Origin of the sequence: Neobacillus drentensis NBRC 102427, from assembly GCF_001591445.1 — a bacterium.
Lineage (GTDB): Bacteria > Bacillota > Bacilli > Bacillales > Cytobacillaceae > Neobacillus > Neobacillus drentensis.
This window is the reverse complement of record NZ_BCUX01000017.1, coordinates 87297-104345: the sequence shown is the minus strand read 5'-3', so window position 1 is coordinate 104345 and position 17049 is coordinate 87297. Positions and strand designations below refer to the sequence as shown.

Sequence of the window (17049 nt, the reverse complement as noted above, 5' to 3'; positions counted from 1 at the left end):
GCGAGTTTTAGTTTAGTTATATAATGAGAGTAAATCTTCATACTCGGCACGATTGCAAGTAAATGTGCCGGTTTTTTTGTAATGGATTATGAAGGAGGGGTATAGAACATGAAATGTTTAATTGTGTATTGCTCATCCCATGGGACTACAGAAAAAGCAGTTAGTTTTTTAACTGAAGGTCTTGAAGGAAAAGTTTTAGCGGTGGATTTGAAGCGGGACAAAGAAAAGTTTGATCTGGCTAAATTTGATACCGTTATTATTGGCGGTTCGATTCATGCAGGGAATATTCAACGGAAAATAAAACAGTTTATCAAGAACAATTTGGACACTCTTTTGGAGAAGGACGTTGGTCTTTTTCTTTGCTGCATGCATGATGGTGAGAGCGCGATTGAGCAATTTAACAATGCCTTTCCACAAGAATTGCGCAAAAATTCCGCCGCAATGGGATTATTTGGCGGAGAATTTCTCTTATCAGAAATGAATTTTCTAGAAAAACAAATTGTCAAAAAAGTGAGCGGTGCAACCATCGATCAATCTAATTTAGATTATGAGGCCATCAAGGAATTTGCATCCAAATTAAATCATATTAAAAGCGTTGTATAGAGATTAGATTGAGGCTTATACGTATTAAACGTTGCTGCTTTTGCAGGACGTTTTTTTGTGTTCACCTACAGGACTTTTATCTATTTTTCGACGAGTCACCCGCTTGGGTGGATTTATTTGTCAAATTTTGCTTATAAAAAAGAACAAGTTGGATAATAATGAAAAAGGTCTTAATACAACAAGGAAGAGGATTCAAATGAAGATTTGGTTTAACAGATGGTTTACAACGGTTTCCCATTACATTGATATGATTCGGGTCAATGAAGATAACCGCAAATTTATCATTTATGGGACACATCCGAACAAAGATGCCCTATATTTACAAAATTGTGATTACGCCTTTGTGGAGCCAGATATATCCGGTGAGGAATATATTGATTTTTGTCTTGATTTTTGTCAGAAGCACGGAATCGATATTTTTGTCCCACGGAAAGAAAATGTCCTCATTTCAAAAAGGCTAAGTGAGTTTGAGGCTTTGGGTGTTAAAGTGCTAGTTTGTCCGGATGCAAAGCTTATGGAGACAATGGATAATAAAGCAGATACCTATCAAATTTTTTCAAGCGGGACAGCCAATTCTCTAATACCAGATTATTATGTCGTTAATAATATTGATGATTTTAAGATGGCATATAGAAAACTTAAGGAAAAAGGCCATACGGTTTGTTTTAAACCGGTGATAGGCGAAGGTGCCAACGGATTTCGGGTCATAATCGACCAAATCGTTTCCATTGACCAGTTTTTCAATCATGGAATTGGTTTCCGTATTCCCTATGCCCATGCCTGCGAAATTTTGAGCCAGCAAGATACATTTCCTGATTTAATGGTGTTGGAATACCTTGAAGGAAGAGAATATAGTATTGATTGCCTATCTTCCCATGAAAAATTGTATGCTGCGATTCCTCGGATGAAGGGGGATGGAAGAGTGAGGGAGCTTGTGGAACAGGCGGAACTCATTAAATTAGCTCACGATTTTCATCAGGAGTTTAGGTTGCCATATGTATTCAATATTCAGGTGAAATACAACAACCATGGTGTGCCAAAATTATTGGAAATTAATCCGCGAATGAGCGGTGGAATGCACATTAGTTGTTTGTCTGGAATTAACATTCCTTACCAGGCCATTAAGATTTTACTTGGCGAAGAGGTAGAACTGGTCCAGCCAAGGTTTGGCATTCGGGCAAGTCATATTGAAAAAGAAATGATTCTAAGATATGGGGATATTAGTTAAAAAAAGAGCAGGTTGGCTTTTTCCAACCCGCTCTTTTCCCTATTTTATTTATAAAAAACTTTATCGACGTTATATTTTGCCTGTAATGTATTGATAATATAAGTTTCGTAAATTTCTCTTTCCACTGGATCTTCCACAACACATACTGCAATCCGATAAACTTCATCTCGATGTAGCTTAATTGGCGAAACGGTATCTTCAAAATGTTTCTTGACGCGCGGGCGCAATTTCCTGGCTTTACCTACAAATAATAGTTCATCATTTGCGTTTGAAAATAAAATAATCCCACCTTTGTCTCTGGGGATTTTATTATAATCAGTAAATCCATAAACGCTGCTTATTGGTGCCTCCACTTTTTCTCCAACTTGATTTTTCTTTGTAATCACTATATCAGGATTAGGTATTTCAATTTTTATCATTAAGAAAATCGCTCCTTGCGTAAAATAAACGGTGTCCCCGTTTTGCTAACAGTTCATTATAGCACAAACTACCTCAATAATATTTGACAATCTTATTTTAACCATTTTTCATTACTCAAAACCGGTGAAAACTAACTCTTTGAATTAAATGTGTGTAAATAATGGTAGAAAATTATTCCTTTTAAGTAAAATAATCTTTCGTAGAGTTCGATTTTTAGTAACTTTCTATTTATAATAGAAGGGGACATAAAATTTAAGAGTGAAAGGGTGTTTTTTTATGGCTATTTCATTGTCTAAAGGTCAAAAGGTTGATTTAACGAAAACAAATCCTGGTTTATCGAAAGTGGTAGTAGGTCTAGGCTGGGATACCAATCGTTATGATGGTGGAAATGACTTCGATTTAGATGCGAGTATTTTCTTATTAGGAGCTAATGGAAAGGTTACTTCTGAAAAGGACTTTGTGTTTTACAACCAGCTTGAAGGCGGAAATGGTTCCGTGGTACATACAGGTGATAACCGCACAGGAGAAGGTGACGGGGATGATGAGCAGGTAAAAGTAAATCTTAGTGCAGTTCCTACTCAAGTGGAGAAAATCTCTTTTGTTATTACGATTCATGATGGAGAAGCGCGCGGTCAGAATTTTGGACAGGTATCTAATGCATTCTGCCGAATCGTAAATGAAGAAACTAACCAGGAACTCATTCGTTATGATTTAGGGGAGGACTTCTCGATTGAAACTGCCATCGTTGTAGGAGAATTATACCGCCATAATGGCGAGTGGAAATTCTCTGCCGTCGGCTCGGGTTACCAAGGCGGATTAGCACGCATCGCAACAGACTTTGGTCTAAACGTAGGTTAAGATGGTAAAAACAAAAGGACAAAAAAGGTCGATTGACCCTTTTGTCCTTTTTCTTTGTTTAGAAAATCTAAAATGGACAGGGATTTTGGTTTGGGGTATGGTGGAGATAATTATTTTATTTTGATTTGAGGATGGATTTAATATGAAAATTTTGTTTAAAACACAGGTTCTCGCGATTTTTCTTGCAATCATTTGGGTTATATGTCTCAATATATTAGCGTTCTTCGACCAGCCGGAACGTGCTCTTCAATACATCAATTGGTTTGTTTACGGATTGGCTGTGTTGCTAGCAATCATTTCTTTTCTATTGACCAAAAGTATAATCGGTCATAATTGGCTGGCTGTTCCTTTAGTGCTCATCCCTTATCTCATCATTTACACACCTGTTTTTAAGGGGATTATGTTAAGTCTGGTTAATAAAAGCTTCGGAATGATCATCAATTTCCTGGCGATTTCCACAGGAACTATTTATTTAATGGCTATTTTAATCAGCATGGTTTTCGGGATAATTTTCTCCAATCGGCAAAATAAGGCGTAGAATCGGCAGCGAAGATATAAATTTAGTGAATACATATTATCTTTTTAAAAGAAATGGGAAAGAAAGTGGGACAGGACGATGGAAGGAAAGTGGCTGATAGCCGATCGCGATTTGAATGAACGTGAGGGATTAAAATGGCTGTTAAAAACGTCTTCGATACCTGTCACAAATATAGGAGTGGCTTCTAATTACCGAGAATTTGTCGTTAGATTTGAACAAGAAAGGCCGGACGTTGTCTTAATCGAACTTGATATGATCTCTAAGGAGGATTGGTCCACTTTCCGTGACCTAATTCACATCTATAATCCGGTATTACTGTTAACTTCCGCAGAGGGAACCTTTGAAAAAGCTCGCCTCGCCATTGACATGCAAGCGTTAGATTTAATGATTAAACCTTTAGCGCCGACTAAGGTTACATCAGCTTTCCATAAAGCCTCAAGAAAACTTGGAACAAAAAATCCAGCAGACGGAATACTCATTCCCAATACATATAAGGACATATCATATGAAGCGTTATTTATTTCGCAACCTTCTGACTCAGCAAATTTTCATATCGCGGCTTTTCAAACGGAAAGTAACGGAAAGATAAAATCATTGCATTCTTTCTTAAAAGAATTTCCTTTCAAGGGAGTCCAGGGTATTTTTGCAATCGACGATATGGTCGTAAGTTTGTTTAAGGAAACGGGTCATTTAACAGAGCAGTGTCAAAAGGCAATGAGAAAATGGGAGGAGGAATTTTCTGACCCGCTTGCCATCGTTGTCCATAAAGGAAATTCTGTGGCAATGGGCTTGAATCAAAAATACCTTCAGGCCCGAAAAATGCTGGATTTCACCTATTATAAAGGCTATCGCCAAGTAGTTGAATTCGAACAATCACCGGAATGGATTCATATTGACCCTTTTTTAGCACCTCCAGAACAGAGAGTATGGGTCGACATGCTAACAAATGCCGATTTAGAAAAAATAAAAAAGTGGCTATACGAGGAATTTTTGCAATTGCAAGAACCATTTCCGGATCCAGGATTAGTAAGAATTCAGCTTACGAGTATTCTCGCGCAGGTTAGAAGATTTATGAAGACCAATAACTTAGACGAGAGCCAAAGCTATGAACTGGAGTACCGCTATATTTTCAATTCAATTTTGTACGACAAGGTACTTTACCGTACGGTTCAAAATCTCATCTTATTTATCCAAAAATTGTTTATAGGTGCCGCGAATAGCACAAGACATAAACAAGATCCGATTGAACGCGGCATATCCTTTATGGAGACTCATTTTTCCAATAGTTCACTCAGGCTCGAAGATGTGGCCCTGTATGTTGACCGAAATCCCTCCTATTTCAGCCATATGATAAATACTAAAACCGGTTCAAGCTTTACAGAATTATTGACGGCAATAAGAATGAAGGAAGCAAAACGCTTACTGATTGAAACGAACAAATCAATTAATGAAATTTCAAACCTTACAGGCTATCAAAATTCTAATTATTTTAGCCGGATGTTTAAGGAATTAACAGGTACTTCTCCAAGAGAATTTCGCATGAATAAAGTGAAAATGTTTAAAAGCGAGAAGGAGACCGACTGATTTTTAGTCATTTATTTTGGGAGATATAATGAAAAATGAAGATCTATGTTTGTGTTCGTTAAAATAATGAAGATAGTCGACCCGTCAGGAAAATGATTGGGTCATTTTTTATAAAATTGCGCCTAAAAATAATATCTTATTTATAAAGATATTATAGTTAATAAGACAAACTATCTAAAAAAATAACAATAGAACTAAAAATATTTTCTGTTTTCTAAGGTTCCCTTTGTGTTTTTCAGAAGATTTTATTTTTATAATAATAGTAGATTAGTAAAGAAAAGGGAGTGGAATCGATGGAGACGAACACTGCGAAACCAAGAGTCATTAAAAACTATAAAGGGACGGAATTACATGCAAAGGGCTGGATTCAGGAGGCGGCACTGCGTATGCTGATGAATAATCTGGATCAAGAGGTGGCTGAAAGACCAGAGGATTTAGTCGTTTACGGTGGAATTGGTAAGGCTGCTCGTAACTGGGAGTCCTATGATGCGATCGTGAAAACGCTCCTTGAATTGGAGAATGACGAAACGTTAATGATTCAATCTGGTAAGCCAGTGGCTGTTTGGAAATCTCATAAGGATGCACCGCGCGTGTTGCTTGCCAACTCCAACCTGGTTCCTGCTTGGGCGAATTGGGAACATTTCCATGAGTTAGATAAAAAGGGCTTGATGATGTACGGGCAAATGACCGCAGGCAGTTGGATTTATATCGGCAGCCAAGGAATTGTCCAAGGAACGTATGAAACGTTTGCCGAGCTTGCTCGTCAGGAATTCGGAGGAACATTAAAACACACGATCACTCTAACAGCAGGACTCGGAGGCATGGGTGGTGCACAGCCGTTATCGGTAACAATGAACGATGGGGTATGTATCGCAATCGATGTGGATGAAACAAGAATTGACCGCCGGATTGAAACCGCTTACCTTGATGTGAAAACAAATGATCTTGAGATAGCATTAAAAATGGCACATGAAGCGAAGATCGCAGGTAAAGCATTATCGATTGGGTTATTAGGTAATGCAGCAGAAATTTTACCAATTATGATTGAAAAAGGCTTTAATCCGGATGTTTTAACGGATCAAACTTCTGCACACGACCCGCTAAATGGCTATGTTCCACTTGGTTTTACATTAGAACAAGCGGCTGCCTTACGAAAAGAAAATCCTACTAAGTATGTAGAACTTTCAAAACAAGGCATGGCTGTGCATGTAAAGGCAATGCTTACAATGCAACAAAAAGGTGCGGTAACGTTCGACTATGGTAACAACATTCGTCAAATAGCGAAGGATCAAGGTGTGGAAAATGCATTTGATTTCCCAGGTTTTGTTCCCGCCTATATCCGTCCATTATTCTGCGAAGGAAAAGGTCCTTTCCGCTGGGCAGCACTTTCAGGAGATCCTGAAGATATTCGTAAAATTGATGAAGCCTTGCTTCGCGAATTCAAAGATGACGAACATCTCTGCAAATGGGTAAAAATGGCTCAAGAAAAAATCAGCTTCCAAGGCCTTCCTGCCCGGATTTGCTGGCTTGGCTATGGCAATCGTGCCCGTTTTGGTAAAGTGATCAATGATATGGTTGCGTCCGGAGAAGTATCGGCACCAATCGTTATTGGCCGCGATCACTTAGATGCCGGTTCAGTAGCATCGCCAAATCGTGAAACAGAAGCAATGAGAGACGGAAGCGATGCAGTTTCCGACTGGCCGATCTTAAATGCGATGATTAATGCGGTTGGCGGAGCGAGCTGGGTTTCATTACATCACGGCGGCGGCGTCGGTATGGGTTATTCGCAGCATTCGGGCATGGTAATTGTAGCGGACGGTTCAAAGGATGCGGAAGTACGTTTAGAACGGGTATTAACAACTGACCCCGGCATGGGTGTTGTCCGTCATGCCGATGCAGGCTATGAGCTTGCGATTAAAACTGCTAAAGAAAAGGGCATCAAAATGCCAATGCTTCAGCAAGACTAAGAATGAGAGGATGATAGATTAATGAGTTCACCAATTTTTATCAGAAATGCCTCTCAGCTTGTGACATTACAGGGGAGTTCCGATGCTCCCCGTTTAAAGGGCGAGATGTCTGAGCTTGGCATTATTGAGAATGGCAGTATTTGGATTGAAGACGGAGTGATTCAGGCTGTTGGTACAGATGTGGAGCTGGCGGAAAAATATGCGAAGCGATTGGGTGAAGCGGATGTAGTGGATGCAACTGGAAAGCTGGTAACTCCAGGGCTAATTGACCCGCACACCCATCTTGTATTTGCCGGCAGCAGAGAAAATGAGTTTAATATGCGACTTCAAGGTGCCACCTATATGGAAATCATGAATAGCGGCGGCGGGATTTATGCAACGACTAGAAGGACGCAGTCGGCAACACATGAAGAGCTTTTTCAAGAAGGCTATGAGCGTTTGAATCAATTTCTCCGCCACGGCGTCACAACGGTTGAAGCGAAGAGCGGCTACGGGATGGAATGGAAAACCGAATTAAAGCAGCTAGAAGTGTCCAAACAGCTAAACGACAAGCATGTGATGGATGTGGTTTCAACCTTCATGGGAGCTCATGCCGTTCCGAAGGAATACAAACAAAATCCAGATGAGTTTGTAAGATTGCTGATTGATGAAATGATTCCAAAGGTGGCAGAGCTCGGCCTGGCTGAATTCAATGATGTCTTCTGTGAACATGGTGTGTTTACACCAGAGCAATCGAAACAGATTCTTGAAGCAGGCCTGCGCTATGGCTTGATTCCGAAGATACATGCGGATGAAATTGAGCCCTATGAAGGGGCAGAATTAGCGGCAGAAGTTGGGGCCATTTCGGCGGACCATCTCTTAAAAGCATCAGAAAAAGGCATGAAAGCAATGGCTGATAAAGGAGTTGTCGGTGTGTTGCTGCCTGGAACGGCATACTTTTTAATGGCAGAGTCTGCGAATGGTCGCAAAATGGTAGATTTGGGTGTACCTGTGGCACTTTCAACCGATTGTAATCCAGGCTCATCACCTACGGTTTCACTGCCATTTATTATGAATCTTGGCTGTTTAAAAATGGGAATGACACCTGCAGAAGTAATTACTGCAACGACAATTAATGCTGCCCATGCGATTAATCGCGGGCGTGAAATTGGCAGCTTAGAAGTCGGTAAAAAAGGTGATGTCACGATTTTTAACGTTGGGAATTATATGAAACTGCAATATTCCTATGGTGTGAATCATACGGATACGGTAGTGAAAAATGGTCAAGTGGTTGTCAGGGGAGGTCAGTTAGTTGAAGAGCTTTCTCTATCCTAAACTGAATCCGCCGAGTTTTACATGGGTAAGACCAGATGAAGGGGCCGAGGTTGCAAAGGTGCACGAGTGGATTCAGCCGCTTTCGGCTTCTTCTGATCCTGAGAAAAGTAAGGACGCCGACTTTGTAGTTGTTGGTGTTCCACTGTCTCGCTCATCGATTAGCGCTTCGGGTGCTTCTGAATTTCCTGATGCATTCCGCCGTGCTTGGAAAGGGTTCACAACGTATAATCTTGACGAAGAAATCGATTTGTCGGAAATGACAGCCTTGGATGTTGGTGATGTACCGATGCATGTTACCGATATCAGGCGCTGCCATGACAATATCATCGCAGCGTCTACTGCACTCCATCAGCATTTTGAAACTTCCAAAGTATGTGCAATTGGCGGCGATCATTCGATTACAGCGATGATGGTAAAGGGACTTCATCAAGCGAGGCCCGATGAGAAAATTGGAATTCTACAGTTTGATACCCATTTTGATTTACGAGACATGACTGATAACGGCCCCTCCAACGGGACTCCAATGCGTAACTTAATTGAGAGCGGAATAGTTGAGGGAAGTAATATGTACAATATCGGCCTGCATGGATTTTTTAACACAAAAGACTTGAAGAAGTATGCGGATGAACAAGGCGTCAATTATTTTACACTTCGTGAAACACGAAAAACAGGGATCAAAGAAACGGTGGTGGCTTGTTTAGAAGAGCTTGCTGCAAAGGTAGATACCATTTATTTAACAGTCGATATGGATGTGCTTGATATTGCCTATGCTCCAGGGGTACCGGCCTCAACACCGGGGGGCATGACTACGGCAGAACTGCTCGAAGGGGTACTGGCTGCTGCCAAACATCCAAAAATAAAAGCGATGGACATCGTCTGTCTGGATCCACAAAAGGATACATTCGCCCAACCCACTGTTAAACTTGGCACACACGTATTCCTAACCTTCCTGACGGGGGTCATGGTTCGATAGTTTTATAGTGATTGATATTAGTGTAAAATTACACCCTATCGGCGGATTTTTCTCGTCTATCAGTAAATTATTAACTTTAATCAGCGAATCTCTAGTACTTAATTTTACGGAAATAAACGTGAATTATTCCTCGGGAAAGCGCATGATTAGACAATTATCGATACTTTTTTTAAAGAAAAAACGCTGATTATTTCCCAAATAAAATGAAACCTGTTTTATTAACCAAAGCGTCTCAAATGAAAAGGCAATTCTTTTGGGTTATACTTAAGTTAAACGGTGAATGTAAACTTCTGAAATTGTATAAAAGGGGAAAATGAACAATGAGCAAACAAGTAATTGTTTATACAACCAAAGACTGTATCGAGTGCACGATGGTCAAAAAAGTCCTAACTGAGGAAGGAATTGCTTTTGAATCCAGGGACGTATTGGCGAACCCTGAATATCAGGAGGAAGTGGGAAAATTCGGTTTTCTCGGTGTTCCCGTGACAGTCGTTGATAATCGAGCTGTTAAAGGATTTACCAATGAACTAAAGGATCTAATAGAAATAGCAAAAAGTTAAGGGGAAGTTCATTAATCCTTTTCCTTTACATTCTAGTATCATAGGAATATCATGTAATTAATTAAATACAAGATCTACTAGGGGTGCCCTGTAATCAGGCTGAGAGAAAACGATTAGTTTTTAACCCTTCGGACCTGATCTGGGTAATACCAGCGTAGGAAAGTAGCCAAGTGAATGTTTTGTTTTTTCTCTGACTAACTAACCAGGTCCGTTTATGGATCTGGTTTTTTTATTTTTTAAAAAAGAAAAGGGGAGTTTGGAATGGAAAAAAACAGCTTATTTGAAACGTTGGAAAAAGTAAGAAAGGTTAACCCGCTTGTACATAATATCACCAATGTGGTTGTCACAAATTTCACTGCAAATGGGCTTCTCGCCTTAGGTGCCTCACCTGTTATGGCGTATGCTGCCGAAGAAGTTGCTGACATGGCTAAGATTGCGAGTTCACTAGTTTTGAATATTGGTACTTTAAACCCACAAACAGTAGAATCGATGATCATTGCCGGTAAAGCGGCCAATGAATCTGCTGTACCAGTCATATTTGATCCGGTTGGTGCCGGCGCCACGTCCTACCGAACCGAAACCGCGCAAAGAATAATGAGCGAAGTAAAAGTCTCTGTGATTCGGGGTAACGCAGCGGAGATAGCTAATGTTATCGGGGAGAAATGGGAAATTAAGGGCGTCGATGCAGGTACGACAGCAAACGGGGATACTGTTACCCTCGCGATCAAAGCGGCCCAAGCATGGAATTGTGTTGTCGTCATTACTGGTAAAGAGGATGTCGTCTCGGACGGTGAAACAACCTATCTTGTTTGCAATGGACATCCGATTATGACAAAGGTGACGGGAATGGGGTGTCTATTAACCTCAGTGATTGGGGCATTTGCAGGGGTAGAAAAGGATCTAATTCAAGCTACGGTGTCTGCATTAACGTTCTATGAGATTGCTGCTGAAAAAGCGGCGGTACTGACAGCTGAAATGGGACCGGGAAGTTTCCAAATTGAATTTTTAAACCAATTATCTTTAGTTTCTTCGGAAGATATAATTTCACATGCTTCATTTACAAAAGTGAATCGATAAGAGGGGGTAATTTTAATGAAAAAAGCATTAACAATCGCAGGTTCAGATAGCGGCGGCGGTGCCGGAATTCAAGCCGACTTAAAGACGTTTCAGGAATTAGAGGTATTCGGGATGTCAGCGTTGACGGCTGTAACGGCCCAAAATACACTAGGGGTTCATGCGGTCTATCCAATGTCTGCAGAGGCAGTTATAAAGCAGATTGAAGCGATTGGCGAGGATATTGGTGCAGATGCAGTAAAAACAGGGATGCTGTTCAATGCGGAAATTATCGAGGCTGTTGCTGCTCAACTGAAGTTTTATGGTTGGGAGAACTTAGTGGTTGATCCAGTTATGATTGCCAAAGGCGGCGCGTCTTTGCTGCAATTGGAAGCCATTTCGGCTCTGAAGAAATACTTATTACCACGTTCCAAAGTAATCACACCAAACATTCCTGAGGCGGAGGTGCTAACGGGCATGGTGATTCAAAGCATCCAAGATAAACAGGATGCTGCTAAAAGGCTCCATGATTATGGAGTAAAAAATGTCGTAATCAAAGGCGGTCACGATGAAAACGAGTCTGAGTCCACAGATGTGTTATTTGATGGAAAGGAATTTTTCACCTTTACAAGTCAGCGAATCGAAACAAAGAACACACACGGAACCGGCTGTACTTTTTCCGCTGTGATCACAGCTGAGCTGGCCAAAGGGGCGGCTGTTTATGAAGCCGTTTTGAAAGCGAAGGATTTTATTCAGGCGGCAATTGAGGATCAACTAGAGATTGGTCAGGGACATGGGCCAACCAACCATTGGGCATATCGAAAAAGAAACATCGCGGGGGAGCTGACAAGATCATGATCGATTTACGTGAGGCATTACGTGTTTATTTTATTATGGGAAGCACCAACTGTGTGAAAAACCCAGCAGATGTGTTAAATGAGGCGATCTCTGGTGGAATTACCCTTTTTCAATTCCGTGAAAAAGGGGAAGGGGCATTAACTGGAACTGAAAAAATTGCACTGGCTCAAAAGCTTCAGACCATTTGTCGAGAACATCAGATTCCATTCATGGTTAATGATGACATCGAGTTGGCAATGGCGATTGATGCAGATGGTGTTCATATCGGTCAAGAGGATGAAACGGTGAAAACGGTTCGGGCGAAAATTGGCGCTGATAAAATCCTTGGGGTTTCCGTTCATTCTACAGAAGAAGCCCTAACAGCAATCCGAGATGGAGCGAATTATTTTGGGATTGGACCTGTTTTTCCGACCAAAACAAAGGCGGATGCCAAGCCCTCAGGAGGAACGACATTGATTGAAAAACTACGTAAAGATGGCTGCGAGACACCGATTGTTGGAATCGGAGGTATCACGAGTGAAAATGCAGCTTCCGTTATTGAGGCGGGAGCTGATGGGGTTTCAGTGATAACAGCGATTAGTAAGGCAGACTCACCGCTAGAAGCAGCCCGGGCATTAAGAAATAGTGTCATTCTTAAAGGATTGTTTGAATCGTGATAAAAACCCATACTTTACTAACTGTTTTTTTAAAGGAAAAAAGTGTTCATTGTGAGTGAAAATGATTCAACAATCAGGAAGTAATCTTGAGTGGTGCAACACGAGAAAGGAGCAGTAGTGATATGAGATTTACCGAAAGACTTTTTGAAAAAGTAAGTGATATTTGGGAGAAAACCCATCAACATCCATTTGTTGTCGGGATAGGAACAGGGGAGCTGCCCGTCGAATCATTTATCCGCTATATGAAACAGGACTATGTGTTTTTAATTGACTACTCCAAGTTGTTTGCGGCAGGGGCCATTAAAGCAAGTGACATTGAGACGATGGCCGCTTTTGCTAAGCTTCTGGATGAGACATTACATGGTGAAATGGACCTTCACCGACAGTACGCTGAGAGATTTGGGATTACAGATCAACAGCTGGAAGATACAAAACCAATGCCGATCAACTTAGCTTATACACGGTACATGTTGAATGTCGCACAGAATGGGTCGCTTGCGGAATTAGTCTCTGCTCTCTTGCCTTGTATGTGGAGCTACCGGGAGATTAGCACGATGCTAGCAACTAACTATCCTGGTGCTAGTGAGCATCTACTTTACGGGGAATGGGTGAAAATGTATTCATCTAATGAGTTTGGTTCACTGGCAACCTGGCTTATCGATTTGTTGGATCGATTGACAGAAGGTAAACCTGAGCGGGAGTTAGCCATTTTGGAAGAACATTTCCTGACAACATCTCGGTTTGAATATATGTTTTGGGATATGGTTTACCAGGGAGGCGAGTGGCCTGTCTAACTCGATGATGTTATCAATCCAAGAACTCTCCTATTCTTTTGAGGAGGAAAAGCCAATCTTCCAAGGACTTACCTTTGATGTTAAGCGCGGAGAATTTGTTTCTGTTATTGGTGCGAGCGGATCGGGGAAAAGTACGCTTTTCAAATTGGTAACCGGCTTACTTGAACCAGATCAGGGGGACATCCTGATTGATGGTCAACGGACTGGAAAGCGATTAGGAAGTGTTGGCTATATGCCGCAAAAAGATTTGCTGTTACCATGGCGAACGGTGTTAGAAAATGTGTTATTACCCCTTGAAGTTACTAAGGAGCGTAAGCAAGCGAAAATACCTGAAATAAAAGAGTGGTTAGCGCGCTTTGGATTAGCAGACTATGAAAATACCTATCCCAAAGAACTTTCGGGAGGAATGAAGCAACGCGTCGCCTTTTTAAGGACACTGATGACGGGAAAGGAACTTCTATTATTAGATGAACCGTTTGGCGCACTTGATTCGCTGACAAAACGAAACATGCATCAATGGTTGCTAGGGCTGTGGGGAGAATTACAAAAGACGGTATTGTTCATTACCCATGACCTGGAGGAGGCTATTTTGTTAAGCGACAGAGTTTTTGTGCTCCACAATAAAGGAATTAAAGAAATGAAGGTCACCCTGCCGCGGCCCAGAAGTTCGCAGCTAATCTATCAATCTGAGTTTATTACGATGAGAAAAGAACTGGAGTGGCTGATTAACCATGAAAACTAGGTTGAAAAAATGGGCAGAACAGTACGGTTTGTTTTTATTAGTTGTCCTCCTTCTCGTCAGTGGATGGGAGTGGGTAGTCAGGCAGGGAATGATTCCATCATTTATTTTGCCTGCTCCTTCAGCTATTTGGGGAGCATTGCTCGAAAATAGACAACTGTTGTTTGAAGTACATTTACCCGCGACTTTAAAGGAAGTTCTGATTGGGTTCGGGCTGTCTGTAATCGGTGGGTTAATCATGGGTGTAGGGATGCATTTTTCTCGTTCATTAGAAAAAGTTCTTTATCCGTTTCTAGTCATCTCCCAAACAGTGCCGCTCATTGCCATTTCACCGATTTTTATCATGTGGTTCGGGTATTCAATTTGGAGCAAAATTGCCGTCACCATTTTAACTGCATTTTTTCCAATCGTTGTCAGTACCTATGATGGGCTAAAAACAGGTAGTCTTGAATATCGTGAATTACTGTTAACAATGGGCGCCAATCGTTGGGACATTTTTAATAAAATTCAACTGCCGATGGCGTTGCCTGCGATTTTTTCAGGATTGAAATTATCGGTTGTTTATTGCGTCGTCGGTGCGACGATTGGTGAATGGCTGGGGGCAAGTGAAGGCTTAGGATATTTCAGTCGAAGAATGTCGGGTAACTTACAGGCGGACTCCGTGTTTGCATCGATATTCCTACTATCCATGCTTGGAATCGTGTTATTTTTATTGATTGGATTATTGGAAAAACAGGTATTAAAAAAAGACTATTTTAAGGCTTCTTGTTGATTTTGGCACCCTGTTAATTGGAGTGGAAGGCGCGAAGACTCCTGCGGGAGACCCCGCAGGAGCGCAGCGACGAGGAGGCTCGCCGGACCGCCCGCGGAAAGCGAAGCGCCTGGAGCGGAAATTAACAGGCAGTTTAAGAAAGCTAAAATAAATAGAAATCGCTTCAACTAAGAGAGGAAGAACGTAAAAATGAAAAAGAGCTTTTTGATTATGGTCAGTCTATTGCTACTTTTATTAAGTGCTTGCGGGAAAGAAGCAGTTGAAAAAAAGGGTGGTTCGAACGAGAAGCTTCAGAAAGTAAGCTTAATGCTGGATTGGTACCCGAATGCGGTCCATTCATTTCTGTTTGTAGCAGAGGAAAAAGGATACTTTAAACAACAAGGCTTAGATGTCGATATCCAAATGCCTGCAGATACAAATGATCCTCTCAAACTTGTCGCAGCGAATCAAATTGATATGGCCTTGAGCTATCAACCACAGGTACTCGTCGCACGGAGTGAAGATATTCCTGTGCAATCATTTGGTGCTATTGTCCGTCATCCGCTAAATCAATTAATGGTGCAAGCCGATGGTCCGGTCCAATCCCCTAAGGATTTAGCAGGAAAAACGATTGGTTATCCATCGATTCCGTTGGATGAAGCGATTGTTCAAACCATGGTAAAAGCGGACGGCGGAGATGCTGAGAAGATTAAAATGGTTGATGTTGGCTGGGATCTAATCCCTGCGATGGCAACGGAAAAAACAGATGCCCTAATCGGCGGTTTTATTAACCATGAGAAATTATTGCTCGAAAAAGAAGGGCACCCGATGAGAATCTTAAATCCTGCGGATTATGGAGTCCCTGATTATTATGAATTAGTATTGGTCGCTAGTGAGAAGGGATTAAAGGAAAAGCCAGCAGTATTTAAAAAGTTCATGGCGGCAATTACAGAAGGTCAAAAATACGTCCAGGCTCATCCCGAAGATGGCCTTTCAATATTAATGAGTCATGAAGATAAAACGTCACCACTAGAGAAGGATGTCGAAACAAAAAGCTTAGAAATCCTCCTCCCGCTGATGGACGCAAAAGAAAAACCATTCGGCTACCAAGACCCCGAAACATGGAAAAACACGGCCCAGTGGCTAAAAGACAAAAAAGTCATTAAACAAACCGTCAAAGCTGAAGATGCATTTATAAATTTTTAAACCATATTGGTGTCAGGCACCACAAAAAGACAATACAAGCAAACTGTCCGCTGTGGGTGGACGGTTTGCTTGTGAACATCATGGGAAAGACCGCTGCTTTCTTTGAATGGCAGCGGTCTTCGTCTTTTATAAAAAGTCTTGATAAACGGGTCTCGTGATAAGGTTCATGAGATAAGCAGGGATTCGCGGATTGGGCCTTCTTTTTTTATCAAGGAAGGCAAGAATCGTGCTAGCCTTTTTGATGCCTACTCCATGTCCATAGTATTGGTCATCACTCATAAAAATCACATTTTCTGCCCGCCAATACGATTCTTTCGGGTTGACATCCGGATTATTGAAATGCACGATATCACCTGGTATGAAGTCATCGCCATACTTCTGAGTAAGACTTAGTGGATTATTAAATTGCCAATCATACAAGAACAGTCGATTAAAAAGGAGATCAAACCTTCTGCTTCCAATCGAATAAAGGGTCGCAAGATATAGGACAATCGCAATTCCTGTGGAACAGTCAAAGGCATAAAGCGAACCATTTTTTAAGATATCAAGAATGGCGACCGAGGCTCTAACATTTGGTTTAAGGAGAAAACCGCCATTGCTTAGACGATCCCAATACCTTCTATTGCAAAACGCATACGTAAAGGTAGTAAACTGTACTTTACTATTATTAAGATCACGTGCAGCCTTAAGTGTCTTTGTTCTGAACAGCAGCTCAAATTCAAATTGACTCAACGTCTGAAAAGAAAAAACTTCTCGTGATTTCACCATTTTCGTAACGATATCTTTCTGTTCTTTTGTTGTTAGATAATCACTAAGATCGTCCAGTTGAATCGTTTGCTGATTTATTTTAATCATTTTCGCACCTGCTTCCTTCAACAACCACTCCTTCTAAAAAAGTATGAAACTTTTACACTAAAAGTTCCTTTATTCCAAACTATTTATATCGG

At 41.1% G+C, this 17049-nt stretch carries 18 protein-coding genes and 1 riboswitch; of the genes, 16 read left to right on the top strand and 2 right to left on the bottom strand.

Going from position 1 to position 17049, the window contains the following annotated elements:
* Positions 1–108 precede the first annotated feature (108 nt).
* Together BDR01S_RS10425 and BDR01S_RS10420 are read left to right on the top strand one after the other, a co-directional pair.
* Positions 109–603 carry a flavodoxin domain-containing protein gene (locus tag BDR01S_RS10425; protein ID WP_066253706.1) on the top strand — a complete coding sequence of 165 codons (495 nt, stop codon included), beginning with the start codon at positions 109–111 and terminating at the stop codon, positions 601–603.
* A gap of 196 nt (positions 604–799) precedes the next feature.
* A complete protein-coding gene (locus BDR01S_RS10420) occupies positions 800–1831 on the top strand; it encodes an ATP-grasp domain-containing protein (RefSeq protein ID WP_066253709.1) in 1032 nt (343 codons plus the stop codon).
* Between the two features lie 44 nt (positions 1832–1875).
* Here BDR01S_RS10420 and BDR01S_RS10415 read toward each other — a convergent pair whose 3' ends face one another.
* A complete protein-coding gene (locus BDR01S_RS10415; RefSeq protein ID WP_066253712.1) occupies positions 1876–2250 on the bottom strand; it encodes a nucleotide excision repair endonuclease in 375 nt (124 codons plus the stop codon).
* Positions 2251–2527: 277 nt separating this feature from the next.
* Here BDR01S_RS10415 and BDR01S_RS10410 point away from each other — a divergent pair, with 277 nt between their 5' ends.
* The 14 genes from BDR01S_RS10410 to BDR01S_RS10345 all read left to right on the top strand — a co-directional run bounded on the left by BDR01S_RS10410 (position 2528) and on the right by BDR01S_RS10345 (position 16102).
* Positions 2528–3109, top strand: coding sequence for a TerD family protein (locus BDR01S_RS10410; protein WP_066253715.1), 582 nt, complete (start codon positions 2528–2530; stop codon positions 3107–3109).
* Positions 3110–3251: 142 nt separating this feature from the next.
* On the top strand, positions 3252–3647 hold the full coding sequence (locus BDR01S_RS10405; RefSeq protein WP_066253718.1) for a hypothetical protein: 396 nt from the start codon (positions 3252–3254) through the stop codon (positions 3645–3647).
* Positions 3648–3725: 78 nt separating this feature from the next.
* Complete coding sequence (locus BDR01S_RS10400) at positions 3726–5231, top strand: helix-turn-helix domain-containing protein (RefSeq protein ID WP_066253720.1); 1506 nt, start codon at positions 3726–3728, stop codon at positions 5229–5231.
* A gap of 293 nt (positions 5232–5524) precedes the next feature.
* Complete coding sequence (gene hutU, locus BDR01S_RS10395; RefSeq protein ID WP_066253722.1) at positions 5525–7198, top strand: urocanate hydratase; 1674 nt, start codon at positions 5525–5527, stop codon at positions 7196–7198.
* A 21-nt stretch (positions 7199–7219) separates the two neighbouring features.
* Positions 7220–8512, top strand: a complete 1293-nt coding sequence (hutI, locus tag BDR01S_RS10390) for an imidazolonepropionase (RefSeq protein ID WP_066253725.1) — start codon at positions 7220–7222, stop codon at positions 8510–8512.
* Entirely contained in the window at positions 8490–9485 is a 996-nt protein-coding gene (locus tag BDR01S_RS10385; RefSeq protein WP_066253727.1) for an agmatinase family protein, read from the top strand. The genes hutI and BDR01S_RS10385 overlap by 23 nt, the downstream gene beginning before the upstream one ends.
* Before the next feature lie 320 nt (positions 9486–9805).
* Entirely contained in the window at positions 9806–10045 is a 240-nt protein-coding gene (locus BDR01S_RS10380; protein ID WP_066253729.1) for a glutaredoxin family protein, read from the top strand.
* A 69-nt stretch (positions 10046–10114) separates the two neighbouring features.
* Positions 10115–10223: riboswitch (TPP riboswitch) on the top strand.
* 83 nt (positions 10224–10306) lie between these two features.
* Positions 10307–11122, top strand: a complete 816-nt coding sequence (thiM, locus tag BDR01S_RS10375; RefSeq protein ID WP_066253732.1) for a hydroxyethylthiazole kinase — start codon at positions 10307–10309, stop codon at positions 11120–11122.
* 15 nt (positions 11123–11137) lie between these two features.
* On the top strand, positions 11138–11956 hold the full coding sequence (thiD, locus tag BDR01S_RS10370; RefSeq protein ID WP_082797382.1) for a bifunctional hydroxymethylpyrimidine kinase/phosphomethylpyrimidine kinase: 819 nt from the start codon (positions 11138–11140) through the stop codon (positions 11954–11956).
* Positions 11953–12612 carry a thiamine phosphate synthase gene (gene thiE, locus BDR01S_RS10365; protein ID WP_066253736.1) on the top strand — a complete coding sequence of 220 codons (660 nt, stop codon included), beginning with the start codon at positions 11953–11955 and terminating at the stop codon, positions 12610–12612. The genes thiD and thiE overlap by 4 nt, the downstream gene beginning before the upstream one ends.
* A 122-nt stretch (positions 12613–12734) precedes the next feature.
* Positions 12735–13406: a thiaminase II gene (tenA, locus tag BDR01S_RS10360; RefSeq protein WP_066253739.1), complete on the top strand. Its 672-nt coding sequence runs from the start codon at positions 12735–12737 to the stop codon at positions 13404–13406.
* Between the two features lie 7 nt (positions 13407–13413).
* On the top strand, positions 13414–14148 hold the full coding sequence (locus tag BDR01S_RS10355) for an ABC transporter ATP-binding protein (RefSeq protein WP_082797386.1): 735 nt from the start codon (positions 13414–13416) through the stop codon (positions 14146–14148).
* Positions 14138–14917 (top strand): ABC transporter permease, encoded by a 780-nt coding sequence (locus tag BDR01S_RS10350; protein WP_066253744.1) that lies wholly within the window; start codon positions 14138–14140, stop codon positions 14915–14917. The genes BDR01S_RS10355 and BDR01S_RS10350 overlap by 11 nt, the downstream gene beginning before the upstream one ends.
* A 189-nt stretch (positions 14918–15106) precedes the next feature.
* Positions 15107–16102, top strand: coding sequence for an ABC transporter substrate-binding protein (locus BDR01S_RS10345; protein WP_066253745.1), 996 nt, complete (start codon positions 15107–15109; stop codon positions 16100–16102).
* 126 nt (positions 16103–16228) lie between these two features.
* On the opposite strand, the gene tgl is transcribed toward BDR01S_RS10345, so the two are convergent.
* Positions 16229–16978, bottom strand: a complete 750-nt coding sequence (gene tgl, locus BDR01S_RS10340; protein ID WP_235846540.1) for a spore coat transglutaminase TGL — start codon at positions 16976–16978, stop codon at positions 16229–16231.
* Positions 16979–17049: the final 71 nt, after the last annotated feature.